Raw genomic sequence first — 25,429 nt, 5'->3', positions numbered from 1 at the left:
GACGTTCCGGTGTGGCGAGGACCGGACGAGCGCGACCGCGTCCCGCTTGAACTCCGCCGTGTACCGCTTGGCCATGTTGCTCTTGATTCCCACCTGGTGCTGCTTCCTCCGGGCTTGCATCGCCCAGTCTCCACGTGTCCAACCTCAAGGGGAGACTTCACAACCCGTCCTCCGCCGAACCACGGCACACGGCCCGCCCCAGAAAAGGCCGTTCCCCGCATTCCTGCGGGGAACGGCTTTCCGGCCTGCATGAACGTAGCGCCGACCGGGGCAACAGGATCTGAATCTGCACCCCCCTGACCCCCATTCACCCTGTGATCTTTCCCACCGAAAAGGCGGACATTTTTTCGATCACGGGTCGCAGAGCCGGGGATCCTGCCTCAGTGATCAGCATATTCGCCTCCTCTCGATCGTCCTACCGGTAACTTCTTCCGGTATTTTCCAGGATACTCCTTAATGTGAGACTTCGAGTCCGCCGCGCACATGAGTCAGTATCTGAAAATTCCCCTGCGTGACGTTTGACCAGAATATCTACCCGAGATATTTCCTGTGGCTCACCCCACGGTCACAGGATCCATCCTGGCCGAGGTGTCGCAGGTGAGGGCCGGCGCCATGCCGGGACAGGGGAAGTGCCGGGGAGTCCTGCGCCGATCCACGTGGAGGCCGGGCGAGGAAGCCGGCCGACGGAGAGTACTGCTGCGGGAAAACCGTGGTTCGTGGCGGAGTTCGCACGGAAGAACCGCACGACTGCGGTGGACCGGTCGAAATGCAGGGCTTCGGTGAGCGGCTCCTGGGTCATCTGCTGGACCGGGCTCTGCGATGGGCCGACGCCGGCCTCCTCGCCACGCCAGAACGGCGGGCGCCCCCTCGGCAGTGACCGGCCGCAGCCCTACCCGGCACCACGGTGCGCACACTCTGCGCCCATGCGTACAGGCGTTGTTCGGACGTTTCCGGCGACTTCCCCCGGCCTCCGAGCCGGCCTTCACGAAGACGCAGGTCGACCAACGGCAACCCACCGACCGCCCCTGCTCACCCCGGATGCCGGGGCTGTGGCCGGAGTACGGTGGAAGAGAGCACCGTCCACGGCCTGCGAGCTACTGCCGTGCCCCGGCGGCAGCACAAGGCCGTCCAAGGACGAGCCCAGGGCAGGTGTTTCGACATGACCGCGACCTCCGATCCCGCCGCCGCCCAGCCACCGGGGCCGGAGCCGGCGGTCCGCCTCTCACTGACACCCGAGGGCGCCACGCGCGGCCGGCTGGACGGGGCCTGGTGGCCGCGCTCGCACGACCTCCTGCGCGAACTTCCCCCACTGGCGACGGCACTGGACCCCACGTGGGGGAAGGTCACCCGTGTCACCGTGAATCCGACGCACTGGCCGGCCATCCCCCGGCGCGTCCCGGTCGCAGGCCATGTCATCCACGTCGGGTGGTTCGAACAGGAGCAGGACGCGGACGAGGTGCTCGTGTGCTCCTTCACCCCTCTACGCCTGGAGCTCCTGGTGATTCCCCCGGAGGCCGAGGCCTCCGCCGCCGAGTGGCTGATGACAGCGGCGTCCGACCCGGCCAACACACGTACCGGCACCGACCTCCTGACAGCCGCGGGCGCGCCGACCGCAGACCCGCGGGCAGACGGATGACAACGGTCGGCAGCGGACGACACCAGGCCGTTCGCCGCCGACCTCAGCCCGGACTTCCCGCTGCCGGCGCCCGCCCCCGGCGGCACCCCGGATCGGGCGGATAGGTGCGCGGACATCACCCCGGAATACGCCGCCGCGTGCCCGGATGAAGCCCGGCTCCTCGGCGGCCGAGCAACCGATGACCGGAGCCGTCTCAGGACGGGAGCCTCCTCACCGCACACGCCCGCCGCGTTCGCGGCGCTCATGCTCCAGCGAAGGCCGCCGGATGGGAGCGGAGGTCAGCTGTCGCTGCGGTAGTGGTCCATCGAGACCTTCACCGGGCCGTTGCCGGTCACGGAGATGACCCGCACGATCGCGATGGCGTGAGTGCTTCTCGATCGCACGCAGAAGGCTCGGCCGGCCGGCAGGTCACTGAAGTCGAGGGCCGTCGCCGGCTGCCGGTCGATGGCCGTCGAGCAATCGGCCGGGGTTGGCCGCCCGCTGGGGGTGATGGCGGCGTCGCTTCCCGTCGGGATCAGGAACTCGTTGGCGTTGTGCCCGACGGACCACTCGGTGGACTGCGCGGGGATCAACTTGCCGGTCTCGATGTCGAAGTCGTAGGAGTCGTCGGGTGCGGTCAGGATTGCATCGGTGTACGCCGCGGTGTACGTGGCCGGGCTCGCCGGGTCGGTCGGCCCCGGGCCGTCGGCCGCCGGTGCCGGCGTGTCCGGGCCGGTGTCACCGGCCGTCGGGCTGTCGCCGGCCAATCCCGTGGCTGCGAGGATCCGGTCGAGCTTGTGGGACAGGAGCACGCCGCCGACCGTGCCACCGAGAGCCACCACCAACGCCGACAGCAGCAGTACCGTCTTCCAGGTCGCGCCCTTGCGGTAGGGCTTGCCCACCGCGGGTATCGCGGGAGCGGCGACGGTCGGCAGTGGGGGCGGAAGCAGAGCGGTCGGCACCTCGGGCAGGGGCTGCGCAGCGCCGTAGGAGCCGGGCGGGGCCTGGGCGGCGACGACGTCGGGGGAGAACGCGGCGGCCAAGTCCTGCGGCAGGTCAGAGCGGCGGGTGATGTCGGTGCTGACCTGAGTGGGCAGCCAGTCGTCGGCGAAGCGCAGCCCGCCGCCCGCAGCGGGGTGGTTGCGGGCGGCCTCGATGATCTCTGCGGGGGTCGGCCGGTCCTCGGGCTGCTTGGCCAGGCAGCGCAGCAGCAGCGCGTGCAGGTCGCCCGGGACACGGCCGAGATCCGGCTGCTCGTTCACCACCCGGTACAGCACCGTGGTCTCCGGTCCCTCGCCGAACGGCTGGGTGCCGCCGGCGGTGTACGCCGCCAGAGAACCCAGCGCGAAGACGTCCGTCGCGGGCGTGACCGGCCTGCCCAGGGCCTGCTCGGGCGCCATGAAGGCGGGCGAACCGATCCGGAAACCGGTGCCGGTCAGCGCGACGGCGTCGGCCGCGCGGGCGATGCCGAAGTCGATCACGCGCGGACCGTCGGCCGCGAGCAGCACGTTGGCGGGCTTGAGATCCCGGTGCACGACTCCGGCGCCGTGGATCGCCTGCAGCGCCTCCGCGATCCCGCCCATCAGCAGCAGGACCGTGCGCACCGGTAGCGCGCCGTGTTCCCGGACCACCTGTTGCAGCGACGGGCCCGGAACGTACGCGGTGGCCAGCCACGGCACGTCGTCGTCCGCGCCGGAGTCGATCACCTGGGCGGTGTACAGCCCATGGATCCGCCGGGCGTTGGTGACCTCCTGTGCGAAGCGCCCCCGGAACTCCGTGTCCTGCGCGAACTCCGGCCGGACCGTCTTGAGGGCCACGGGCCGGCCACCGGGGGTGTAGGACAGGTAGACCCGCCCCATGCCGCCTGCCCCGAGCCGGGCGTGCAACCGGTAGCCGCCTACTTCGGCCGGATCGTCGGGCTGCAGGGGCTGGTAAAGCGTTGACGCGGGCAAGGAGTCCAGGGACATGTCGATGGGCATGTGGAAGGTCTCCAGTGGTGCGAGCCGTGAGCGGGGGCGAGGGTGGCGCGACGGGAGTGCCGGCCGTTCAGCAGGCCTTGCCGCTCGGGACCGGCTTGAGGTCGATGAGGTAGGCGTCCACGGCGTCGTTGACGCAGGCGTTGCTGCGGCCGTAGGCGGTGTGGCCGGTCCCCTTGAAGGTGAGCAGCATGCCGCCGGGCAGTTGGTCGGCGAGACCCTGCGACCACTGGTAGGGCGTGGCCGGGTCGCCGGTGGTGCCGACGACCAGGGCCGGGGGCAGGCCCTTGGCGTTCACGCGGTGCGGCTGCTGGTGTCCGGCGGGCCAGCCCTTGCAGGTGAGTTCGGCGAGCACGGCGGAGGTGCCGAAGACTCCGGCCTCCTGGTTGGCGCGCTCCAGCAGCTCCCAGTAGGGCTGCGCGTCCCTCGGGTGTGGCTGGTCGAGGCAGTTGACGGCGGTGATGGCGACGGAGGAGTTGTCGGGGGCCTGCTCGCCGGAGCTGCCCGGGTCGGAGCTGCCGGCCTGGGCGGGCTGGCCGGATATACCGGGGCTGGCGATCTCGGCGAGTTTCGTCCCGTCGCCGCCCCGCGCGGCGCGCAGCGCCTCGGACAGGTCCTGCCACTGGGACTCGGGTGAGTACATCGACTTGGTGAGGGCGGCGAGCAGCATGTTCTGGTCGAGCCGCTCGGTGGTGCCCCTGATCCGCAGCGGGTGCTTGGCCGTCCGCCGGTGCAGGTCGGTGATCACCTTGTGGATTCCGTCCGGGGTGGTGGCGGGGCAGGCGTCGTGGACCACGGTGGCGCACTGCCGAGCGTAGTCGTCCACCGACTTCCGGAAGGCTTTGCCCTGCTGGAGGGCGGCCTCGGACCAGTCGAGCGAGGGGTCGACGGCGCCGTCGAGGACGAGCGCGCGGACCCGGTGCGGGAACAGTTCGCCGTAGACGGTGCCGAGGTAGGTGCCGTAGGACCAGCCGAGGTAGCTGAGCTTCTCGTCGCAGAGAGCCGCGCGCAGCACGTCCATGTCGCGGGCCGCGTCCAGCGTCCCGACGTGCGGCAGGATGGCTCCGCTGCGGGCCTTGCAGAAGGCAACCTGCTTCTCGGCGTCCGCGAGCGCGGCGCTGCGTTCGGCGGCGGTCTTCGGATACGCACTCGTCGAGGCGGAGTCGGATTCGGGCTGGTCCTGGTCGGAGGAGTCGGAGGAGCCGCAGTCGATGGCCGGCTTGCTGCCGGCCACGCCCCGCGGGTCGAAGCTGACGATGTCGAAGCGGGCGCGCGCCCGTTCGCTGAAGGAGGAGAGGCCGCCGGACTTCAGTTGCTCGACCCCGGATTCGCCCGGTCCGCCGGGGTTGAAGACCAGGGAGCCCATGCGCTGGGCGGGATCCGCCGTGACGGACCTGGCCAGCGGCAGGGTGAAGGTCTGGCCGGTCTCCGGGTGCGCGTAGTCCACCGGGACGGTCAACGTGGCGCACTGCAGCTCGCCGCACGTGGTCCAGGTCGGCTTCTGCCGGTAGAAGGTCTGCAAAGCGCTCTGCTGCGCGGAATCGGTCGGCGCCGTGTCGGCGCCCTCCGCAGCCGTGTCCCCGGACGCCGGGATGCATCCGGCAAGTGCCGTGACGCCGAGTGCGGCCAAGGCCAGGATCAGGCCGGCACGCTTGCTCGTCGGGTGCTTCATGGGGGTACTCCAGAGGGACTTGGCAGGGTTGTTGCGCACGACGCCCGCAGTGGTCAGCGGCACCGGCACCACCTCGGCGGCCCGGGGCGGCTGGGCCGAGGGCTCCATCCGCCGGGCCGCTGGCGGTCCCCGGGCGCGTGGGGGATCGCGCCCGGGGGTGTCTCACGGCGCCGCGTGCCGGTCCGCCCACGTATCTCCCGGGCGAACGGCCGCGCTACTCGGCTCCTGCCGGTTCGCTCCGCTGTGACCTCACAGATGATTGCCGGGCGAAGCTGAGGATTTGATGAGGGCGGCCCGGGCCGCACATCGGGCTATCCTGACCGCCGTGCGAGTACTGGTGGCCGAAGACGACGATGACCTGCGGTTTGCCGTGTCCGCAGCACTGCGCAGCGAGGGGCTGGCCGTCGACGAGGTGGCCGATCTGCCGGCCGCCGACGAGGCGTTGTTCGTCACCGAATACGACTGCGCGGTGTTCGACCGGATGCTGCCCTCCGGGGACGCTGTCGAGTACGTGCGCGAGCTGCGCCGAGCTGGGCGGACCGTCCCGGTGCTGTTCCTCACCGCCCGGGACACGGTCGCCGACCGGGTCGAGGGGTTCGCCGTCGGCGGCGACGACTACCTGGTCAAACCGTTCGCGGTGCCCGAGCTGGCGGCCCGGGTGCACAGCCTGTGCCGACGGGCGGCCACCGTCCGGCCCCCGGTGCAGCGGTTCGCCGACCTGGAGATCGACACCGCCCGCCGCCAGGTGCACCGGGACGGCGTGCTGTTGATGCTGACCCGCAAGGAGTTCGCCGTACTGGAGTTGCTCGCGGCCCGGGCGGACCAGGCCGTACCCCGCGCCGACCTGATCGAGAAATGCTGGGACGAGATGACCGAGCCGAACTCCAACGTCGTCGAGGTGCTGGTCTCCCAGCTGCGCCGCAAGCTCGGCGACCCGCCGCTGATCCACACGGTCCGCGGGGTGGGCTACCGACTGGCGCCGCCCGGCAGCGGCGTCGGCGGCCGAGGATGACGGCAGCGGCCCGGATCCGGCGGCTGCGCCGGCGACTCACCGCACTGTTCTCTCTCACCAGCGCGATCGGACTGATCGGCCTGGCGGCGTTCGCCATCCACACCGACGACAACTCCTGGAGCGACCGGCTCGACGACGCGCTCACCCTGCAGACCCGCCAGGCGACCCTGCTCCTGAGCTTCGACGACAACGGCCGGCTCGACACGCAGTACCTGCAGGACGGGACGGAGACCGACTGCCCGCCGGTGACCGTGGTGACCGGCACGGCCGACCAGCCCACGGTCTCCTACACCCCGCGCAAGCCCTGCATCCGAGCCCACACCGAGGACCTGGAAGCGGTGGCCGCGGAAGCGATGCGGGAGGGATCGGCCGTCGTGGTCGACGCACGCAGCGACAACGGCCACCGGATCCGGCTACTCGCCGAGCCCTACGCGGGAGCCAACGGCCAGTCGACGGCCGGCGCGGTGGTCGCAGCCGACGACACCACCGGCGACCGGGCCGCGCACCGCAAACTGGCTCTGCTCCTGGTGGCCGGCTGTGCGGTCCTGGTTGCCCTGTCCGCCGTGGCCGGGCACCTGCTCTCCGGGCGGGCGATCCGGCCGGCGCTGACAGCGCTGCAACAACAGGAGGAGTTCCTCGCCGACGCCGCCCACGACCTGCGCACACCCACCGCATCGCTACGCGGCCTCGCGGAGACCGCGCTGCGCGACGACGAGCACCGCACCGCCGCGCTCGAACGGACCGTGCGCCTGGCGTCCCGGATGGGCGACCTGATCGACGGCCTGCTCACCCGGGCCCGGCTGATGGCCGGTGTCGGCACCCTGGCCAGCCAGCCGCTACGCCTGGACCAGCTCGTCGAGGTGGTCGTCGACGACGTCGAAACCGGCGAGCACCACGTGAGCGTCCACACCGAACCGGTCGTCGTGGTCGCCGATCCCGACCTGCTCCGGCGGGCGGTGGCCAACCTGCTCGGCAACGCGCTCCTCCACGGCCATGCCCCGGGCCTGCCCGCAGAAGTCGACGTCACCGTGGCCGCCGACGGAACGGTGACCATCGACGACGCCGGACCCGGCATCCCCCCGGCTCTCGCCGACTCCCTCTTCCAGCGCTTCCACAGCGGCTCCGGCTCCACCGGCCTCGGGCTGTCCATCGCCTCCTGGGTCGCCCACGCCCACAGCGGCACCCTCGACGTCGGCACCAACCCGCGCGGCGGCGCCCGCTTCACCCTCCGCCTCCCACCCCGGACGAAGTAGGCCAACCCCGGCGATGCGCACGCCCACGATCGGTGCGCCGCCCCATCGACATGAGTGTGCGGTGCCGCTCGAGAAGCCGGGCCGCAGCGGCAGCCTGCCGCACGGGGCGGCCCGTGAGCGACGGCGCCGATGATGCCCAGCACGATCGCGACGATCTTTGGAAGCGATCACGATGCGCCCCGTCGTCGGTCTTGGACGTGTCCACCGCCGTTGCGGCTGCCGCGACCCTCACCACCACCAGCTCGGAGCCCGCTGCCCGGCGCTCGTCTCCGACCCCGGGCACGGCACCTGGACCCTCGCCGTCGACCTGCCCGCACCCACCCCCGGCCGCCACACCGTACGCCGCGGCGTATACCCCACCGAGGAATCAGCCCGAGCCGCCCTGCGCCGACCGCTCGAAGGCCACAACGGCGGCTTCACCGCGGACCCCAACCTTGAGCGTGTCCTCCCCGACTGGGTCTGACATGCCTCGCGCACCGTCCCGCACGCTCTGCCGACACACCCGACCGGGCAGCGACCTTGGACTCAAGCTCACCGAGTTCAAGAGGAGAAGCCATGGGACAGCATGCGCAGCGTGGCCGGGTCTACCGGCGGTGTGGTTGTTCGGACGGGAACCGGAAGCAGTTGGGTCCGTGGCGTCCGCGGCTGGCCGGGGACCCGAGGCACGGAACGTGGACGTACGCGGTGGATCTGGCGAAGGACGAGGGGCGGCGTCGGGTCCGCCGCCGTGGCGGTTTCGCCAGCCATGCGGAGGCGATGCGGGAGATGCGGGCGGTGTTGGAGCTGCGCGGGGTGTACGAGAACCGGCGGACCACGGTGGCGAGTTACCTGCGCGAGTGGCTGGTGACGAGGCGGGCGTATCTGTCGGCGAACACCTACGCCGGGTACGTGGCGTGTGTCGAGCGTGACCTGGTCCCGGCGTTCGGCCACATCCAGCTGCTCGACCTGCGACCCCATCATGTCGACGAGTGGATCGGCACCCAGCTGGAGGCCGGGCGAGGCCTCGTCACCATCTACAAGGCCGCGTCCACGCTGCGCAACGCGCTGGACGCCGCCGTCCGCCCCTGGCGGCTGCGCTACAACCCGGCTAATCACTCCGTCCCGCCCAAGCCCCGGGCGGAGGAGCGGACCTGCTGGACGCCGGAGGAGGCCGCGACGTTCCTGCGGCACAACGCCGAGCAGTACGCCGACCAGCTCACCGACCTGTTCGAGGTGATCCTGGGCACCGGCATGCGCCGCGGCGAAGTCCTGGCCCTGCACTGGGAGGACGTCCACCTCATGGACCACCAGCTCTTCGTCCGCTGGACGCTCGCCGCCGTCAACAACAACAGCCTGACCTTCGGCCAGCCCAAGACCGAAGCCAGCCGCGCCTGGATCAGCCTCTCCCCAGAGTCATGACCGCCCTCCACGCCAAGCCGCGATCCAGATGGCCGCGCACCCCGACGGCCTCCTCGAAGGCCTGGTCTTCTCCCGCCCCGGCGGTGCGCCGCTGCGCCCGCAGTGGGTCCTCGACCAACTCCGCAAGCGCACCGCCGAACTCGACCTGCCCAAGATCGGACTCCACGACCTCCGACACACCGCCGCCAGCATCATGATCGCCGAAGGCATCCCCCTCGCATCGTCTCCAAAACACTGCGCCACGCCACCCTCGCCACCACCATCAACCTCTACGGCCACCTCTTCAAAGACTCAGCCGACCAAGCCGTCCACGCCCTCGCCCAAGCACTCGACCGCGCCCAAGCAGGCCGAACCCAGACGCACTTCCGCAAAGATGACGACGGCGAGAACCCCATGCCCGTAGCCGCGTAACCCGCATGCCTCCACCGAGACATAACGGCAGGTTCCGTGCGCTTGGCAGCCCAACCGCGTGTTGAGGTTGTGCCCCTTCCCTGAGTGCATGGGAAGGGGCACGGGCGGCCACAAGCCGGCAGCCTTGCGGAACGCCGTTCGCCTGGCTCGGTTCTGTTGGGTGTCCCTGGGAAGCGCGTCATCGAGTTTCTTGCGGACCTGGCGCGACATGGACCTGACTGCCTCGCCCAGTGCCTGGGTGGCGTCCGAGTCGGCTCCGTGCACGACTGGGGCGAGCCGGTCCGCCAGGTCGAGCGGTGCGCTGCCCGGCCTGCTCCTGTTGAGCGCACCGATGACCGTGGCGGCGTCGAGCGCAGCGTCCTGGTCTTCGGAGGCTGCTCGCAAGGCTGTCTCCCATGCTGCGGACGGATCAGCCAGTGCGGCGGTGACCAGTTCCAGGCGGCGGATGTCCATCTCCGCACTGTGGATGAGGTTGTTCAGGTGGCCTGCGAGTGCTGTGTCCAACTCGGGGTTGCCGGTGCACAGTGCCAGCAGGTCACTGAGGTGTTCGTCGCACCGTTGCAGGGCCGTTCCAAGTACTCCCTTGGGTGCTTGGCCGGCCTGTTGGGCGAGTTCGGGGCACCGACCTCGTGCGAGGGCAAGCATGTCGGCTTGCGTCGGTTTGTCCCGTGGGGTCGCGTTGAACCGGGTGTGTCGATGACTTCCCGGTCCCCGCGGCCACGGTCTGAGCGTCAGCGCCTGAAGTGCGTGGTGACGTCCGTGGTGGAGAAGCGTCTGGGCGCTCTGCCTGTCGCTGCCGAGTTTCTGCGCCGGCTGGACGTGTCCGGGATCGTCGACGGGCTGTGCCCTTCCGCACCGAGTGCGCACCTGACCCACGGGCAGGTGATCGAGGCACTGGTCGCGAACCGGCTCACCTCGCCGATGCCGCTGTTCAGGGTCGGCGACTGGGCCCGGGTCTGGGCGGTCGAGGAGGTGTTCGGCATCGAGCCGGCCCTGCTCGACGACGACCTGCTGGCCCGGGCCCTGGACGCGATCGCACCGCACCTGGAACAGGTCGCGGGCACGGTCGGCGCGCGGGACCCCGGCGCGGGCCGCGATCTTCTCGGCCGTCTTGTGGTGCTTGCCGCCCGCGGCGCGGGCGAGCGCGTAGATCACCGCCCAGCAGAAGGCCGGTCGGGGCCGAGTCACCGTATACCGGGCCGTCTCGACCCTGCGCAATGCCTTGAACGCTGCTGTCCGCTCGTGGCGGCTGCGCTACAACCCCGCCACGTACTCCGTCCCGCCCAGGCCCCGCTCCGAAGAGCACACCTGCTGGACACTACCGTGCCGCGAACGCTCCGACCTTGAAGTCGGTGCCGCAGACGCTGAAGACGCCGCCCGGCGAGCCGTTCGCCTTCATCACGTTCACCGTGGTGCCCGCGTCCTTGGGCAGCGCGACCTTGACGTGGGACGCCTGCACCGGGCAGGTGTAACGGGCCGACGTGGTGCCCTCGCTGTTCACGTCGTTGTACAGCACGTTCGCCACCACCGCGGCACCCGCCGGGACGTCGACCGCGTCCGAGCCGTCCTTGGAGTTGTCCCCCGAGACCGGGCTCGCCTTGCCCTGGTCGTCGTCGGCGACCACGGTCGTCGGGCCGACGATGGTGCAGGGGGCACCCGAGCTGTTGGTGATCTTGAGGGTCGCGGCGGCGGGCTGCGCGTCACTGGCGTGGCCCGAGGACTGGAGGAACGTCACCGAGGTGTTCTTGGTCGTGCAGGCCGCGGTGACGCCGCCCCCGCCAGTGCCGGAGGACGAGCTGCCACCACCGCTCGTGCTCGTCCTGCCCCCGGACGGCGCCGAGGCCGAGCCCGCGGCCGGCGCCGAGGCCGGCGCCGAGGCCGGGGCCGAGGTTGCACCCGACGGAGCGGCTGATGATGCGCTGGTGCCGACGGCGCTGTCCTGCGTGCCGCTGCCGTCGTTGCAGGCGGTCAGGGACAGGGCGAGCGTCGCGACGGCGCCGACGGCGAGCAGGGCGGGACGGGTGGTGGTGCGCATGGCTGGTTCCCCCGGTTCTCGTTCGTGGGTCGCGATCCTGCACGAGGTCGTTTCCCCTTACACGAACCAGGATGTTGCGGCGCGCTGGCAGATCACTAACGAGCGCGGCGGCGGCGCTAACGCCCGGCTAACGCTCCCGGATCCTGGCGTGTGCCGCCGCGTGCCGACGCCGCAGTTCGGGCAGTTCGTCCTGGTCGGCGATGCGCAGCAGGGCATCGAGCGCCGTGACGGCGCCCGCGTCGTAGCCGGTCTGCTCGGCCTCAAGCGCGGCCTGCGCAAGGCAGCGCCGCCCGGCCACGGTGTCGCCGAGCCCGGCCAGCGCCTCGCCCTGCCAGGTACGCAGGAGCACGCGCCGGGCGACCGCCTCGTGCTCGGGGCCGAGGCCGAGCGCCATCTCGGCAGCCTCGTACGCCTGCCGGTGGCGGCCCGCGCCGAGGTGGATGCGGGCCAGGTGCTGGAGCGCGAGCATCCGGGTGTGCGCGTCGTCGGCCTCGGTGGCGAGGGCGAGGGCTCGGGTGCAGGCCGTTTCGGCGGCGCCGGGTTCGTCCTCGGGGAGGGCCGCGGCGAGGTTGACCAGGGCGGTGGCCTCGCCGAGTACGTCGCCTGCGTGGGCCGCGAGTTCGGGCGCGACGCGCAGGTGCCGGACGGCCTCGGCGGTGCGGCCCTCCTCGGCGAGCACCCAGCCGAGCAGGGTCAGGACGCGGGCCTCTGCATAGGGGTCGACGCAGGCGCGGGCGTCGGCGAGGGCGGCCTCCAGGGTGGGCGCCCAGTCGGCGAGGACCCGCCAGACCACGAGCGGCCACTGGGTCACGGCGATCCGCCAGGCCCGCTCGGGCCGGTCCTCGGCGCGGGCTGCAGCGGCGATCAGAGCGAGGTCGTCGCGTTCGGCGGCGAACCAGCCGAGCGCCTCCTCGCGGCTGGTGAAGTCCCGTACTGCGGGCGGCTGTTGAAAGTCATGAGGCTGCATGAAGGCGGGCTCCCCGCCCGGTTCCGCGGCCTCGGACGCGGACAGCGCGGTCGCCACGCAGTGGTCGTACAGGCGCAGCCGGGCCGCGGTGCGGGCGGCCGGGTCATGGCTCTGGCCACGCGCGTAGAGCCGGACCAGATCGTGCAGGACGTAGCGGCCGGGGGCGGTCTCGGTGAGCAGGTGCGCGGCGACCAGGCAGTCGAGGGCGCGGGCCGCATCCGGCGGGGTCGTGCCGGCGAGCGCGGCGGCGCTGAACCGGTCGACGTGTGTGCCCGGGTGATGGCCGAGCGCGGTGAACAGCTGCGCTGCGTCGACGGGGAGGTGGGCGGTGGTGAGCCGCAGCGCGGAGGCGACGCCGATGTCCTCGACGGCGAGCAGCGCGAGCCGCTGGCGCTCGTCGGCGAGCCGGTCGGCGAGGGAGGCGAGGCCGAGGGCGGGGAGTTCCACGAGCCGAGCGGCGGCGACCCGCAGCGCGAGCGGCAGCCCACCGCACAACTCGGCCGTACGGCGGGCCGCTTGGGGCTCGGCGGCGGTGCGGCGCTCGCCGACGAGACGGGTGAGCAGGGCCACGCTGTCGTCGGTGGCGAGGACGTCGAGGGCGAGGACGCGGGCGGCGTCGGAGGCGACGAGACCGGCGAGGCGGGCACGGCTGGTGACGACGGTGACGCAGCCGGGTCCCGTGGGCAGCAGCGGGCGCACCTGGGCGGAGGTACGGGCGTTGTCGAGGACGACGAGCAGACGCAGTTCGGCGGTGAGCGAGCGGAACAGGGCACCGGCGGCGTCCGCCGACTCGGGTATCCGGCGCGGTGGAACGTCGAGAGCGACGAGGAACTCCCGCAGCAGCTCGGCCGGTTCGGGGTCCGAGGTGTCACTGAACCCGCGCAGATCGGCGTAGAGCGTCCCATCGGGGAAGTCGGAGTGCCGGCCGGCCGCCCAGCACACGGCCAGTGCGGTCTTGCCGACCCCGGCGGGCCCGGTGACCACGACGACCGGCCCGTCAGGTCCGGCCGCGGCCGCGGTCAGCGCGGCGCTCTCGGCGGTGCGGCCGTGGAATCCGCGCGGGGTACGAGGCAGCAGGTTGGGCCGGAACTGAACTGGTTCCAGGGCCGGTTGGGGCGCATCGGCCCGGGCCACGGGGGCGCTGTCGGGGCCGAGGGCGAGGGTGAAGGCGGCGGTCAGCTCGGCGCCCGGAGCGACGCCGAGCTCGTCGGAGAGGACCTGGCGGGCGCGTTGGTAGGCGTCCAGGGCCTCCGAGGAACGCCCCGCATGGTGCAGCGCCTCGACCAGCCGGGCGGCCAGCGGCTCGCGCAGCGGATGGGCCCCGGTCTCCGGCCGCAACAGCTGGACAGCGCGCTCGTGTTCACCGCCCACGACGTACGTGTCGGCGAGCAGCTCGACCGCTGCGAGCCGCGCCTCGTCCAAGGTGTGCGCGGCGGAGCGAAGCAGCGGCGACGGGTAGGCGCCGGCCAGCGCGGGGCCCTGCCACAGGTCGAGCGCCTCGGTGAGCAGCGCGGCCCTGTCACCGGGGTCGGTGGCACGGCGGGCGAGCGCCACAAGACCCTCGAAGCGGTGGGCGTCGAGCAGCGTCTCCGGCAGTTCCAGGTGGTACGCGGAGCCGCGCGTGCTCAGCTCGACGCCGTACGCCGATGCGTCGACGCCCGCCAACAGTGCCCGCAAGCGTGAGACATGGCCTTGGATCACGGTGCGGGCGTGCAGGGGGGGCTCGTCGTCCCACAGCGCCTCGGTGAGTGTGTCGACGGAGACTGCGACATTGGCCCGCAGCAACAGCATCGCGAGCAGGCTGCGCCGCTTGGCGGGCCCGAGCGGCAACGGCCCATCGCTCCCACTGACCGACACGGGGCCGAGGACCTGGAACTCCATGGACGGAACCCTATCTTCCGAGGGCTACTGGGGATCGGGACGTCGAACCGTACGGATACCGCGCTGCTCCGTCACCGACCAGGTCGGGCCGGTCGGCGGCGGAGGCGATGGGACGAGGGAGCAGGGCTCGGCGGTGAGGGCGGTGGCTTTGACGGACCGGGCCAGGTGGCGCGGTCCGTCTCGCCGGCGCGGCGATATACGGCCGCTGACATCGGATCAGGGGGTGCTGGTGAGCGCGGCCCAGAGGGTGTCGGCGGTGAGGGTGCGGGCCAGACCAGCGGCCCAGGTGGTCTCGTCGCCGTCCTCGTCGCGCCAGGACCACAGGCGGGTGGTGGCGAGGTGGAGCGGGTGGAGCTTGGTGATGCCGATGGCACCGTGCAACTGGTGGGCGATCCGGGCGATCTCGGCAGCCGAGGCGGATGCCTGGGTCTTCGCGCCGGCGATGGCGAACCGGGCGGCCGCAGTGCCAGCGTCCAGCGGGGCGGCGGCGGCCTGGACAGCGGCGCGGACCAGCGCGGCTTCCTCGATCAGCTTCGCTTCCTCCTGCTTGACGGCCTGGAAGCGGCTGAGCGGGCGGCCGAACTGGGTGCGCGCGGTGGTGTGCGCGACCGTCAGCTCGACACAGCGCTGGCCGGCTCCGGCGATCAGGGCCGCCCGGGCCAGTGCCGCCCGCAACTCGGCCTCCTCGAGGATCTCGCGGGGAATCCGACGGACCTGCGCGGCGGGGATCTCGACGCTGGCGAGGTGCAGGTCGTCGCGCGCTTCCTCGGCCAAGTTGGCGCCTGGGGCGACGACTGCCTGGTCCGCGGTGAGGGTGAACAGGACCGGGCCGAAAGGGGCGTTGGCGAGCACCACCACGGCGGTCGCGGTGCTGGCCCAGGGGACGCGGCGCAGGGTCCCGGCGACCAGCAGGGTGTCGTCCTCGCCCGCGCTGCCGGCCGAGCCGACGGCCGAGGCGGCCGGGTGCGCGTGGCGGATCGTCAGCTGGGGGGCGATGGCGTAGGTGAGCGGGCCCTCGGGCACCGACAGGCCGACACGGCGCAGCAGTGGGCGGGCGACCAGGGCGGTCTCGGCGAACGGGGCGGGGACGGTGCGGCGGCCGGCTTCATGGACGGCGGCGAGGAGTTCGGCGGTGCTGGCGTCCGGGGTGGGGAGGGGCACGGTCTGGGAGTCGGTGGTGTTGGTGACGGTGGCGATGGCGTCCGGGTCGGCGAAGAAGGCGGTGGTGTCGTAGTCGTCGGCGGGGACGACCGGGGTGCTGGTGTCGATGGTGTGGGTGTTCATCAGTGCTGCTCCAGTCCACGAGTGATGATGCCGCGAAGGATTTCGTTGGTGCCGCCGCGCAGGGTGTAGCCGGGGCTGTGCAGAAGGGCGAAGGCGAGCAGTTCGGCGTGGCTGCCGGGGGTGGCGTGCGGGTCGGCCGGGGTGGGCAGGATGCTGCGGACAGAATCGACCAGCGCGCCCTCCAGGCGGGTGCCGAGGTCCTTGACCAGGGCGGCCTGGGTATCGAGCGAGGCGCCGGCGTCCAGTGCAGCGGCAACGCCGAGGGAGAGCTGGCGGATGCTGTGCAGGCGGGCGGTCAGGATGCCGACCTGGGTGAGCTGTTCGGCGGTCATGGCGCGCCGGTCGAACTCGCGCAGCAGGGAGACCAGCAGGGGGAAGGTGGACAGGTAGCGCTCCGGCCCGCTGCGTTCGAAGGCGAGTTCGCCGGTGACCTGCTTCCAGCCGTCGCCCTGCTGTCCGAGGAGCATGGCCTCCGGGACGTGGACGCCCTCCAGGTGGAAGGCGTTGAAGCGGTGCTCTCCGCTCATCAGGTGGATCGGCTCGATCCGCACGCCCGGGGCGCGCAGGTCCACGATGAACTGGCTCAGGCCGGCGTGCTTGTCCTCGGCTTCCTCGGTGCGGGCCAGCACGATGGCGTAGTCGTTGGCGTGGGCGCCGCCGGTCCACATCTTGGTGCCGGTCAGCCGCCACCCGCCTGCGGTGCGTTCGGCGCGGGTGCGGACGGAGGCGAGGTCGGAGCCGCTGCTCTTCTCGCTCATCCCGATGGAGAAGAAGCACTTACCGGCGGCGATCCGGGGCAGGAAGAAGCGGCGCTGCTCCTCGGTGCCGTTCTGCAGGATGGACGGGCCGGCCTGCCGGTCCGATACCCAGTGCGCGCTGACCGGGGCGCCGGCGGCCAGGAGTTCCTCGATCACCACGTAGCGCTCCAGGAAACCGCGCCCGGCACCGCCGTACTCGGTGGGCAGCGCCATGCCGACCCAGCCGCGTTCGGCGAGGCGGCGGGTGAACGCGGGGTCCCAGCCGGCCAGCCAGGAGTCGGGGCGGCCGAGCACGGTACCCCGGGCACGCTCCTCGTCGAGGAAGTCGCGTACATCGAGGCGCAGCTGCCGGGCCGATTCGGGCAGGACGGCCTCGGGAAATCCGAGCGGGGAAATTGTCGCCGTGGGCATGGTTCGCTCCGGAATGGTCGATGGGGATTCGGTCTCGGGAAATCCAGTGGATCGGGTCAGTTGGCGGGGTGCAGCAGCGCGGGGTCGAAGCCGGCCTGGCCGAGGACCTCGTCGGTGTGCTGGCCGATGGCCGGGCAGGGCCGCAGCGGCGGTTCGGGGTCGGCCGAGTAGCGGACCGGGCGACCGATGACCCGGTAGCGGCCCTCGGTGGGGTGGTCGGCCTCGTAGAGCAGGCCCCCCTCTCGGGCGTAGGCGGTGGTGGCGGCGGACTCCAGGTCGAGCACCGGGGCGGCGGCGATGCCGGCCCGATCGCAGAACTCCTGCCATTGGGCGCTGGTGTGGTTCGGCGTCAGTTCCGCCATCAGCCGGTAGAGGTCGTCGGCGTGGTGGGCCCGGTCGGGGCCGGTCGCGAAGCGAGGGTCGTCGGCCAGTTCGGGACGGGCGACGAAGGCGGTGAAGTCCCGCCAGTTGCGGTCGCTCTGCGGCAGGATGCACATCCAGCCGTCGGCAGTGCGCTGGGCACGGCGCTCGGGGCTGAGCGAGCGGGTCGAGCCGAACGCGCCGTCGGGCTCCAGGCTGGCCGCGCCCAGGTGCTCGACCAGGTTGAAGGCGAGCATGGTGTCGACCATCGGGACCTCGATGTGCTGACCGGTGCCGCCGTGTTCCCGGTAGTGCAGCGCGGCCAGCACCGACTGGGCGATCTGCATGCCGCAGATCTTGTCGGCCAGCACGGTCGGCACGTAATGCGGCTGGCCGGAGACCTGGTGGTTGAGCCAGACCAGACCGCTGGTCGCCTGGATGATGTCGTCGTAGGCGGCGTGGGTGCCGTGGCTGCTGTCGCTGCGGAAGCCCTGTGCGTTGGCGTAGATCAGGCCGGGATTGACGGCCGCGACCTCGGCGTAGTCCAGGCGCAGCCGGGTCAGGGCCTGCGGGCGCAGGTTGGTGATGAAGACGTCGGCGGTCCGCAGCAGGGCGAGCAGGGCGTCGCGGCCGTGCGGGGCCTTGAGGTCGATGGCGACGCTGCGCTTGTTGCGGTTCAGGTTGAGCGCCGCGCCGCCCATACCGGGGTGGCGCAGCGGCGGGTAGTGGCGGGTCATGTCACCGGTCGGCGGCTCAACCTTGATCACGTCCGCGCCCAGGTCGCCGAGCTGCTGGGCGGCGTACGGGGCCATGATCACGCTGGCCAGTTCGACGACGCGGACTCCGGCGAGGAGTCCTCGCCCGGACGGACCGCTGGGCTCCTGGGTCATCTGCTGGTACCTCCTGAAATGTCGGGTGAAGGGCGGGCGGCCGGGCCGCGTTGCCTCGTTCTGCAATCCAGGAAACCCGCGGGGAATCGGCACCGTCCAATACGAGTTGGGCGCCGGATCGATAGGGCGGAGGATATTCACGCGGCGCCGGCTCGGGTCATATGGGCACGGATATCGGTGATTCGGGGAATCCGTATTGGACGGTGCGGCGCCGGACCGGCTGTTCTGGTAAGGGCCGCCCGACCGGGTCGGCCGCCGCGGCACACGCGGCTCGTCATCTCCGGAAGGAGAGTCGGACATGGCAATCGATCAGGCGCAGCGGACCAGTGCGGCGTACCGGGCCCTGGAGGGCCTGTACCGCGAGTTGGGGATCACGGCGGCGGACACGGGCGGCACCGTGAGGATCCAGGGGGCTGACCCGGTGACACCTTCGGTGCACCGGATCGGCGACGCCGCGGCGGCTGCCCTGGCCGCCCTGGGCACCGAGGCCGCCGCGCTCCACCGGGAGCGCGGCGGCGCGGCGCAGGACGTGACCGTCTCGGTGACGGCGGCGGTGCGCCAGCTGATGGCGGTGTTCTTCACCCGGATGCGGGGCGTGCCGGTCCATCGCTTGCAGGAGGACCCCAACCTGCTCGGCAACAGTGACTTCTACCGGGCAACCGACGGCCGGTTCGTCTACGTGCTCCTCTCCTACCCGCACCTGCGTGACACCGCCTGCCGGGTACTGGACTGCCCGCCGGACCGCGAGCGGATCGCCGCCGCCATCGCCCAGTGGGACGCGCTGGAGCTGGAGGAGGCCATCTGCACCCTGGGCGGCACCGCGATCGCAGTGCGCACCCGGGAGGAATGGCAGCAGCATCCACAGGGGCGGCTGCTGCAGGACGGCCCACTGATCCGGATCGAGAAGATCGGGGAGAGCGCGCCGGAGCCGTTCTCGGCGTTCCCGCCGAAGCTGTCCGGCGCGGCCGACCGGGACCTGCCGCTGGCCGGGGTGCGGGTGTTGGACAACACCCATGTGATCGCCGGCCCGATCGGCGCGCGGATCGCCGCCGAACTGGGCGCCGACGTGCTGCACATGTCCTCGCCCGACCATCCGGACCCGACCGGGATGATCGTCGAGACCGGCATCGGCAAGCGGGCCGCCTTCTGCGACCTGCTCGACCCGGCTCAGGCCGCCGCCTTCCGGTCCGTGCTGGCCGGCACCGACCTCTACGTCTGCAACTACCTGGGTCTGGACGCCAAGGGCTTCGGCCCGGCGGCACTGGCCGAGCAGCGGCCCGGACTGGTTGTGCTGGACTTCCTCGGCTGGGGAACCGACGGGCCGTGGGCGGCACGCGGCGGCTTCGACCAACTGGCCTCCGCTGCCACGGGTCTGGCAGCCGAGGAGGGCTCGGTCGACGCTCCCCGGCTGCCCCCGACCTACCTTCTGAACGACTACCTAGCCGCAGTGCTCGGGGCCGCGGGCGCGCTGGAAGCGCTGCGCCGCCGGGCCCGGGAGGGCGGCAGCTACCGGGTGCACGTCGACCTGGCGAAGGTCTGCATGTGGGTGCAGGACCTCGGGCTGCTCCAGCGCGCGGGCGTGGTCGAGCTGCCCGCCCCCGACCCGGCGCACGACCAGGCCGAACTGGTCACCGTGCGGGGACCGTTCGGAGAAGTGTGCTACCTGCCGACCCAGGTGCGCTACTCCACGCTGGCACCGCGCCTGTCCCGCACCGCCGAGCCGCTGGGCGCATCGGAGCTCATCTGGTGACCACAGTCCGGCGCGTCGGCCTCCTCCTGCGGGCGCACCGTTGCGGGGCCCTCGATCTCGGGGCGGTGGCGCTCCATCAGCTCCAGCAGGGTGGCGACGGCCGGATCGGCGTTCGGACGGCTCAGCGCCGCGACCGTGGTCACCAACCGGTCGCCGCCCTCGATCGCGACGAAGCGGATCATCGGGTGACCGAGCGCCGCGACCCGCTCCGGGACGAAGCAGACGCACACCCCGGCCGCGGTGTAGCCGAGCATGCTGGTCAGGTCCTCGGCCTGGGCACGGGTGCGCAACTCGAAACCGGCCTTGCGACAGGCGTCCTCGATCAGCGCCCGGATCCGGGGCATGGCCGGCTGCGCGGCGGTCACGAACTCCTCGTCCCGCAGCCGGGCGAGCGGCACCGACCCGGCCCCGGCGAGTGGATGGTCGCACGGGACGGCCAGCACGGTGCTCTCCTCGGCCGCCTCCCGCACCTCCAGACCCGCCAGGTCGGAGACCGGCAGTCGGACCAGCGCCAGGTCCGCCACCCCTTGCCGGACCTGCTCGCTCAGCTCGGCGGACGACCGCTGACGGACATCCAACCTCACGCCCGGCAACTCCCGGGCGGCCATCGCGAGCAACCGGGGCAGGTGCCAGTACCCCAGGCTGCTCACGTAGCCGAGCCGAACCGTGCCCTCGACGCCCTTGGATATCCGACGGACCCGAGCCACCGCGGCCTCCTGCGCCTCCAGCATCCGCTTGGCGTCGGCCGCGAAGGCCGCCCCCGCCACCGTCAGCCGCACTCCCCTGCTGGTGCGCTCGAGCAACAGCACTCCGAGGCCGCGTTCCAGGCGCTGGATCGCCTGACTGAGTGGTGGCTGACTCATCGACAAGCGCCGGGCGGCATGGCCGAAATGCTGCTCCTCGGCGAGTACCACGAACTGCTCCAGCAGGCGAGGGGTGAGCTCCATGACCGTCAACCCTAGGGCGCGGTTCACACACCGAACAAGGACAGGGGACACGCGGGCGATCTTCTTCTCGTTGACCCGAACGCCGGCCTCCCGCAGTTCGGAGGTCACGCGCGGTGAGCCGTAGGAGGCGACCCCCGGAACGTGGGCTGCAGGCTGGCGCATCTCCTGCACCAGCCGAATCGCCACGATGCAGGGTGCCGGGCGATGGCGCGCGCCTCGGTCACCGCGCTCGCCCTCCGGCCCCGATTTCTACCTCGAGCACCTCAAGCGGCTGACCGCCAACGGCATCCGGCCGCACTTCATGCTCGCCAACCTGCCCCAGCCTGGAGACTGTCGAACGACTGATCCGCGCCGGCCTCTACACCGGCCCGCTCAACCTCAACTACGTCGCCATCGGCGGCGCGTCCGCGTTCCACCCCGCCGATTTGGTCGAGTTCGCCCGCCGCACCCCGGACGGCGCCGTGCTCACCATCGAGAGCATCATGCGCTCCACCCTGCCGATGAACACCATCGCGATCGCCCTGGGCCTGCACGTCCGCGTCGGCATCGAGGACAACCTGTGGGCGCCCCGCAAGGAGCGCATCACCTCCGTCCAGCAGGTCGAGCAGCTCGTCCGCATCGCCGACGAGCTGGGGCGCGACATCGCCACCGCCCAAGAGGCCCGGCGGATCTACCCGATCGGGGAGTACTGGACCAACGCGGACGAAACCCTCGACCACCTGGGCCTGCCCCCGAACCGCCGCCCCGGCGAGCGCGGCGTCCCGCTGCGCCACCCCTCCCCCGCCCGTGGCGGCGCGCTGGCCTGAGCACCACCCGGTAACGGGGCACCCACGCCCCGCTCCCCGTCCGGTCGGCGGCCCACCGCTGGTCGATCTGGCTCACCAAAGTGGAACCCGATGCCAGCTGGCTCGGCCGGGTGGCATCTGACCTCTCGGCCGATCAAACCAGCGCTTTGAAGCAGATAGCGGTGTCGCTCTCCCGACACGATCGCCATCTGCGCGCTGGGGGCCGCGCCGTGCTTCGCGCGCCGGCCGCGTTCTCCTCATGAGTTGTTGGCTGGTGGGCACTTGTCTCACCACGATCACCTGACGCAGGGAGAACACGATGAGCACCTGTCCCACCCGTGGCCGTGTCTACCGCCGCTGTGGCTGCCGTGACGAGAGCCGACGGCAGTTGGGATCCCCGTGTCCGGCGCTGCAAGCCGAAGCAGGGCACGGGAGTTGGGCATACGCGGTAGACCTGCCGTCTTCGGAGGTGGGACGCAAGACCCGCCGCCGCAGCGGCTACCGCTCGGAGCAGGACGCGCGGCACGCGCTGGAACTCGTGCTGGCCGCGGAGCGGATCGGAGTGTTCGAAGACCCGAAGATCACCGTGGGTGCCTATCTGCTCGAGTGGCTGGCGTTGAAGGAGATGACCCTCAAGGCCTCCACCTACGCGAACTACCACGCGTACGTCCACAAGGACCTGCTGCCCACATTCAGGCGGATCCGGCTGGTCGACCTGAAAGCCCGACACATCGAGAAGTGGAGCACCGATCAACTCTCCGCCGAACGCGGCCCGGTCGCCGTGTACCGAGCCGGCTCCGTGCCGCGCAGCGCGCTCGGCCAGGCCGTGCGCGGCAAGCGCTTGACCTACAACCCGGCCCGGCGCGCCGTCAGGGCGCGGCCGGCCTCGCCCGAGCGGCTGTGCTGGACCTCGCTGCAGGCCGCCGGTTCCTTAGCCACAACGCCCAGAATTACGCGGATCAGCTCGGGGACCTGTTCGAGGTGATCCTCGCAACCGGTCTTCGGCGCGGTGAGGCACTCGGTCTGCGCTGGACGGACGTGCACTTCATGGAGCGCAAGGTGTACGTCCGCTGGACCCTGTCCGCGGTCAACAACAACGAACTTCACCTGGGACCGCCGAAGACCAAGGCGAGCCTGAACTGGGTCAGCCTCAACGCCCGGGCCATGGACGCCCTGCGGCGCCAGGCCGACCACCAGCAGTCACTGCTCCCGCTGGGCGCGCCGTCGGAGGGACTGGTCTTCGCCGGGGTGGACGGCTCGCCGCTGCGGCCCCAGCACGTCCTGAATGAGCTGCGGCGGCGCACCGCCGAGATCGGGCTGCCCCGGATCGGGGTGCATGACCTGAGGCACACTGCGGCGACCCTCATGATCACCTCTGATGTGCCCATGGCGGTGATCTCCAAGACCCTGCGGCACTCCACCCTGGCCACGACCATCAACAGCTACGGGCACCTGCTCAAGTACGCCGCAGACGAAGCGGTCCACGCCCTGGCCGACGCCCTCGCACAAGCCGAGGCCGACCTCGACTCCAGCCGTCCTCACCACCTCGGGCGCGCTGCCTAGCAATCGAAGTGCCGGGCTCCGGGCGCCATCGCTTCTCGCATGCCGGGCTTGGAGCCGGACCGGGCACGGTCAGCTCCAAGCCCGAGCGAGTGCCGCTCGCACGGGGTCGCGATCCGGTGATCACGAGCCCAGGCAGTCACCATCTTCTGCCTCCACAGCGAGGGAACCGCTGCGAAGGAGTTGATCAACGACAGGCCCCGGCACCAGCAGATCAACGCTGCCGGCCGACCAGTGCGCAGCCACCTGATACACCGCGAGGACACCGGCCTCCCACCGGGGAAGCCGGTCCTCCTCCCCCTCCCTGCCGTGGGCGCGGTCGAGCGGCGGGAGATCGACCGTGACCGAACGGCGAGGAACCGCCGCGTGCTGCGCGGCCAGAGCACGCGCCTGGGCATTCCAGTCATCAACGAGGCGATCCAGCGCATCGAGAGCCTCCCCGCGACCCCGCCGGCGGGACCCGAACGCCCCGTAGACCACCGCCATCACCGCAACCCTGCCCACCTCAAGCCCGTCCCAGCCGCCAGCACACTCCTGTTGCCAGCAGGCCCACGCCTCCTGCACCAGCCACGGACCGCCGGGCCCCGGGCCGACCAGAGCCGGCCCACCATCGGTCCCTGGATCCGGCAGGGTCGCGGCACAGGCCGCCTCCAGCAGAGCGGACTCGTCCAACGACGAGGCCAGGCTCCGACGTGCGCAATCCACTGCTCCGGCGAGCCCGGTACGCATCGGCTCGACTCACGGCGCAAGCCACGGGTACGCCGCCGTGACCACCTGACTCTCCAGCAGCTGCGCCTGCAAGCTCCACCACCTCCGACGCTTCCCCTCGCGCGCAGCATCCGAGTCCGCCCGCCTCACGCCCTCCGTGACGGGGCCCGCCTCGAACTCTGCCTCATCGCCCGGGGCACACACCCGCGCACTCAATGGCGTCAGAGACGACACCGCTTCGCGAAGGCGACGAGCGGATGTTCACCCGGAAGCGGCCACGCGCAATGCGTGCACAACTCCCCGACCGCGAGCATCAGCGGCATCTCCAGACGGTGAACCGCCGGCACGGATCGCAGCTGCCCGCAATCCGCGCCGCCATGAAGCCTTCCCAGGCCGGACGACCACCGGAAGCAGGACAGCGGCAGCTCCTGGAACAACCCCAACGGAACACCGGCCGCAAAGATCTGACCCAACCAAAGCCTGCGCGTTTCCGGGCTCAGCATCGCGGCGCCAACCGAAAAGCACAAAGACGAAGAGCGAATCGCGCCTCACCCGCCGAGACCCGAGCGGTTACCAGCGGCCCTCGGCGCAGCGACGGGCGAAGTGAGCTCCTTGTCGCGCTCTCAAGGGGTAGCAGCAGCTCAGCAACCACGCCCGGCCTCTGGTGATCGCGTGGTGGTCGCAGCGCAACGATCACTCGACAGGACTTCAAGCGAGGATCCCGACCCAGAAATCGGGACGAACCGGTGCGAATCAGTCGCCACCGAGGAAGATCGCGTACGGCGCCCGTCAAGCCGACGACAGCAGGTCACCCCTCAGGAGGGCCGAGCTCCTCCGACCGCGAAGCACCACGCTTGACCATCCGGCCCCAACTCCAGCCTGGCTACGGCGAGTTGTCCACCACCACCTGCCATCAGGCTGCGTTCCCAGACCGGTCAGGGCGCGACCACCATGCGACCACCACCCCGCGACACGCACAAAAAGGCGCTCCCATCATTTTGATGGAAGCGCCCTCCGACCTGCGAAAACTCGCGGTCGGGACGACAGGATTTGAACCTGCGACCCCTTGACCCCCAGCCGGGCGTAGTCATCGCTGCACGTCAGACGGTAGACAGCCCGCGCTGTTCGTTCACCGAGAGACGCTTCCGAGGCAATCGTGATCGACGCGTGGTCCCCGGCACTTCCCCAGCTCTCTCCGCTCCAGCCCCTCCCCGACTCCGTCGTAGCGCTCGCGGCCAAAGCCGTCGGCGCCGAAGTCGAGGAACGCCGCTGCGGACGCCGGCAAGCTCGATCTACTGGAAGGGCACTGTGACGGTGCCTTCGAGTGGGACGGGCTCTGGGACCAATGGCATCCCCAGGGCCGGATCGGGCCATGGCTGCACGCGACGCGGGAGAAGCTCCGCTCCCTGACCCCCGCCGCCGATCTGCCCAGGCGGTAGGATTACTGCGCTGCGCACCTTCCCGGAGGGTACGAGGTCTAGGTTCCATGCGGCTTCAACAGGCGGCGATTGACGAATGGTTGTGCCCGTCAGGTGGTCAACATCTGACGTGAGCGTGGTTGCCCGGTAGGGCGCCCCCTGCCATTCCGATATCACTACCTGGGGATGGTCGCATGACCTCGATCGAGTACAAGCCTGCGCGTCGTGGACGGATCCGCGAGATCCTCACCGACATCGCCGTCGGAGTCGCCTCCAACATGCTGGTGGCGGCGCTGACCTCGGTGGCACACCTGCTCTTCTGACGCAGGTCAGTGGCG

General features: G+C 71.3%; 20 protein-coding genes. 10 read left to right on the top strand and 10 right to left on the bottom strand.

Going from position 1 to position 25,429, the window contains the following annotated elements; all coding sequences use genetic code 11:
- The first annotated feature begins 1,159 nt into the window (after positions 1-1,159).
- Positions 1,160-1,636, top strand: coding sequence for a DUF5994 family protein (locus BX285_RS26170; RefSeq protein ID WP_121178391.1), 477 nt, complete (start codon positions 1,160-1,162; stop codon positions 1,634-1,636).
- Positions 1,637-1,914: 278 nt separating this feature from the next.
- Here the strand turns inward: BX285_RS26170 and BX285_RS26165 are convergent, their stop codons facing one another.
- Together BX285_RS26165 and BX285_RS26160 are read right to left on the bottom strand one after the other, a co-directional pair.
- Positions 1,915-3,594: a serine/threonine-protein kinase gene (locus BX285_RS26165; protein ID WP_259470793.1), complete on the bottom strand. Its 1,680-nt coding sequence runs from the start codon at positions 3,592-3,594 to the stop codon at positions 1,915-1,917.
- 67 nt (positions 3,595-3,661) lie between these two features.
- A complete protein-coding gene (locus BX285_RS26160) occupies positions 3,662-5,263 on the bottom strand; it encodes an alpha/beta hydrolase (RefSeq protein ID WP_121179020.1) in 1,602 nt (533 codons plus the stop codon).
- Between the two features lie 325 nt (positions 5,264-5,588).
- Here BX285_RS26160 and BX285_RS26155 point away from each other — a divergent pair, with 325 nt between their 5' ends.
- From BX285_RS26155 to xerC, 3 genes are all read left to right on the top strand, one after another.
- Entirely contained in the window at positions 5,589-6,275 is a 687-nt protein-coding gene (locus tag BX285_RS26155) for a response regulator transcription factor (RefSeq protein WP_257032341.1), read from the top strand.
- Complete coding sequence (locus BX285_RS26150; RefSeq protein WP_097235666.1) at positions 6,272-7,528, top strand: sensor histidine kinase KdpD; 1,257 nt, start codon at positions 6,272-6,274, stop codon at positions 7,526-7,528. Before BX285_RS26155 ends, BX285_RS26150 begins: the two co-directional genes overlap by 4 nt.
- Positions 7,529-8,212: 684 nt before the next feature.
- Positions 8,213-8,926, top strand: a complete 714-nt coding sequence (gene xerC / locus BX285_RS26145) for a tyrosine recombinase XerC (protein ID WP_183107227.1) — start codon at positions 8,213-8,215, stop codon at positions 8,924-8,926.
- Between the two features lie 291 nt (positions 8,927-9,217).
- Here xerC and BX285_RS26135 read toward each other — a convergent pair whose 3' ends face one another.
- Positions 9,218-9,790: a hypothetical protein gene (locus tag BX285_RS26135; protein ID WP_121178388.1), complete on the bottom strand. Its 573-nt coding sequence runs from the start codon at positions 9,788-9,790 to the stop codon at positions 9,218-9,220.
- A 306-nt stretch (positions 9,791-10,096) separates the two neighbouring features.
- Between BX285_RS26135 and BX285_RS38660 the strand changes: the two genes are divergently transcribed.
- Positions 10,097-10,684 (top strand): DUF4277 domain-containing protein, encoded by a 588-nt coding sequence (locus tag BX285_RS38660; RefSeq protein ID WP_259470792.1) that lies wholly within the window; start codon positions 10,097-10,099, stop codon positions 10,682-10,684.
- On the opposite strand, the gene BX285_RS26125 is transcribed toward BX285_RS38660, so the two are convergent.
- The 5 genes from BX285_RS26125 to BX285_RS26105 all read right to left on the bottom strand — a co-directional run bounded on the left by BX285_RS26125 (position 10,656) and on the right by BX285_RS26105 (position 17,923).
- Positions 10,656-11,372, bottom strand: coding sequence for a DUF4232 domain-containing protein (locus BX285_RS26125; RefSeq protein ID WP_121178387.1), 717 nt, complete (start codon positions 11,370-11,372; stop codon positions 10,656-10,658). The two genes, BX285_RS38660 and BX285_RS26125, sit on opposite strands and share 29 nt — an antisense overlap.
- 127 nt (positions 11,373-11,499) lie before the next feature.
- On the bottom strand, positions 11,500-14,220 hold the full coding sequence (locus BX285_RS26120; protein WP_121178386.1) for an AfsR/SARP family transcriptional regulator: 2,721 nt from the start codon (positions 14,218-14,220) through the stop codon (positions 11,500-11,502).
- A gap of 216 nt (positions 14,221-14,436) precedes the next feature.
- The gene (locus BX285_RS26115) at positions 14,437-15,504 is read right to left on the bottom strand and encodes an acyl-CoA dehydrogenase family protein (protein ID WP_121178385.1); all 1,068 of its coding nucleotides are present in this window, start codon (positions 15,502-15,504) and stop codon (positions 14,437-14,439) included.
- Entirely contained in the window at positions 15,504-16,673 is a 1,170-nt protein-coding gene (locus tag BX285_RS26110) for an acyl-CoA dehydrogenase family protein (protein WP_121178384.1), read from the bottom strand. The genes BX285_RS26115 and BX285_RS26110 overlap by 1 nt, the downstream gene beginning before the upstream one ends.
- 56 nt (positions 16,674-16,729) lie before the next feature.
- Positions 16,730-17,923: a CaiB/BaiF CoA-transferase family protein gene (locus tag BX285_RS26105; protein ID WP_121178383.1), complete on the bottom strand. Its 1,194-nt coding sequence runs from the start codon at positions 17,921-17,923 to the stop codon at positions 16,730-16,732.
- Between the two features lie 298 nt (positions 17,924-18,221).
- Between BX285_RS26105 and BX285_RS26100 the strand changes: the two genes are divergently transcribed.
- Positions 18,222-19,673, top strand: a complete 1,452-nt coding sequence (locus BX285_RS26100; protein WP_121178382.1) for a CoA transferase — start codon at positions 18,222-18,224, stop codon at positions 19,671-19,673.
- On the opposite strand, the gene BX285_RS26095 is transcribed toward BX285_RS26100, so the two are convergent.
- On the bottom strand, positions 19,604-20,620 hold the full coding sequence (locus BX285_RS26095) for a LysR family transcriptional regulator (RefSeq protein ID WP_121179019.1): 1,017 nt from the start codon (positions 20,618-20,620) through the stop codon (positions 19,604-19,606). The two genes, BX285_RS26100 and BX285_RS26095, sit on opposite strands and share 70 nt — an antisense overlap.
- Before the next feature lie 323 nt (positions 20,621-20,943).
- Here BX285_RS26095 and BX285_RS26090 point away from each other — a divergent pair, with 323 nt between their 5' ends.
- The 3 genes from BX285_RS26090 to BX285_RS26080 all read left to right on the top strand — a co-directional run bounded on the left by BX285_RS26090 (position 20,944) and on the right by BX285_RS26080 (position 22,968).
- Positions 20,944-21,426 (top strand): 3-keto-5-aminohexanoate cleavage protein, encoded by a 483-nt coding sequence (locus BX285_RS26090; RefSeq protein WP_310794261.1) that lies wholly within the window; start codon positions 20,944-20,946, stop codon positions 21,424-21,426.
- A 448-nt stretch (positions 21,427-21,874) separates the two neighbouring features.
- A complete protein-coding gene (locus BX285_RS26085; protein ID WP_183107226.1) occupies positions 21,875-22,390 on the top strand; it encodes an N-terminal phage integrase SAM-like domain-containing protein in 516 nt (171 codons plus the stop codon).
- Positions 22,387-22,968: a site-specific integrase gene (locus tag BX285_RS26080; RefSeq protein WP_183107225.1), complete on the top strand. Its 582-nt coding sequence runs from the start codon at positions 22,387-22,389 to the stop codon at positions 22,966-22,968. The genes BX285_RS26085 and BX285_RS26080 overlap by 4 nt, the downstream gene beginning before the upstream one ends.
- Before the next feature lie 120 nt (positions 22,969-23,088).
- Here BX285_RS26080 and BX285_RS36895 read toward each other — a convergent pair whose 3' ends face one another.
- A complete protein-coding gene (locus BX285_RS36895) occupies positions 23,089-23,451 on the bottom strand; it encodes a hypothetical protein (RefSeq protein ID WP_147465234.1) in 363 nt (120 codons plus the stop codon).
- Positions 23,452-25,285: 1,834 nt separating this feature from the next.
- On the opposite strand from BX285_RS36895, the gene BX285_RS37955 reads away from it, so the two are divergent.
- Positions 25,286-25,414 carry a DUF6408 family protein gene (locus BX285_RS37955; RefSeq protein WP_220783974.1) on the top strand — a complete coding sequence of 43 codons (129 nt, stop codon included), beginning with the start codon at positions 25,286-25,288 and terminating at the stop codon, positions 25,412-25,414.
- The last annotated feature ends 15 nt before the right edge of the window (positions 25,415-25,429 follow it).

The organism is Streptomyces sp. 1114.5 (assembly GCF_003635085.1).
Taxonomy (GTDB): domain Bacteria; phylum Actinomycetota; class Actinomycetes; order Streptomycetales; family Streptomycetaceae; genus Kitasatospora.
Note: the sequence above shows the minus strand (reverse complement) of the source record. Positions and strands in the feature narration are given on the sequence as shown.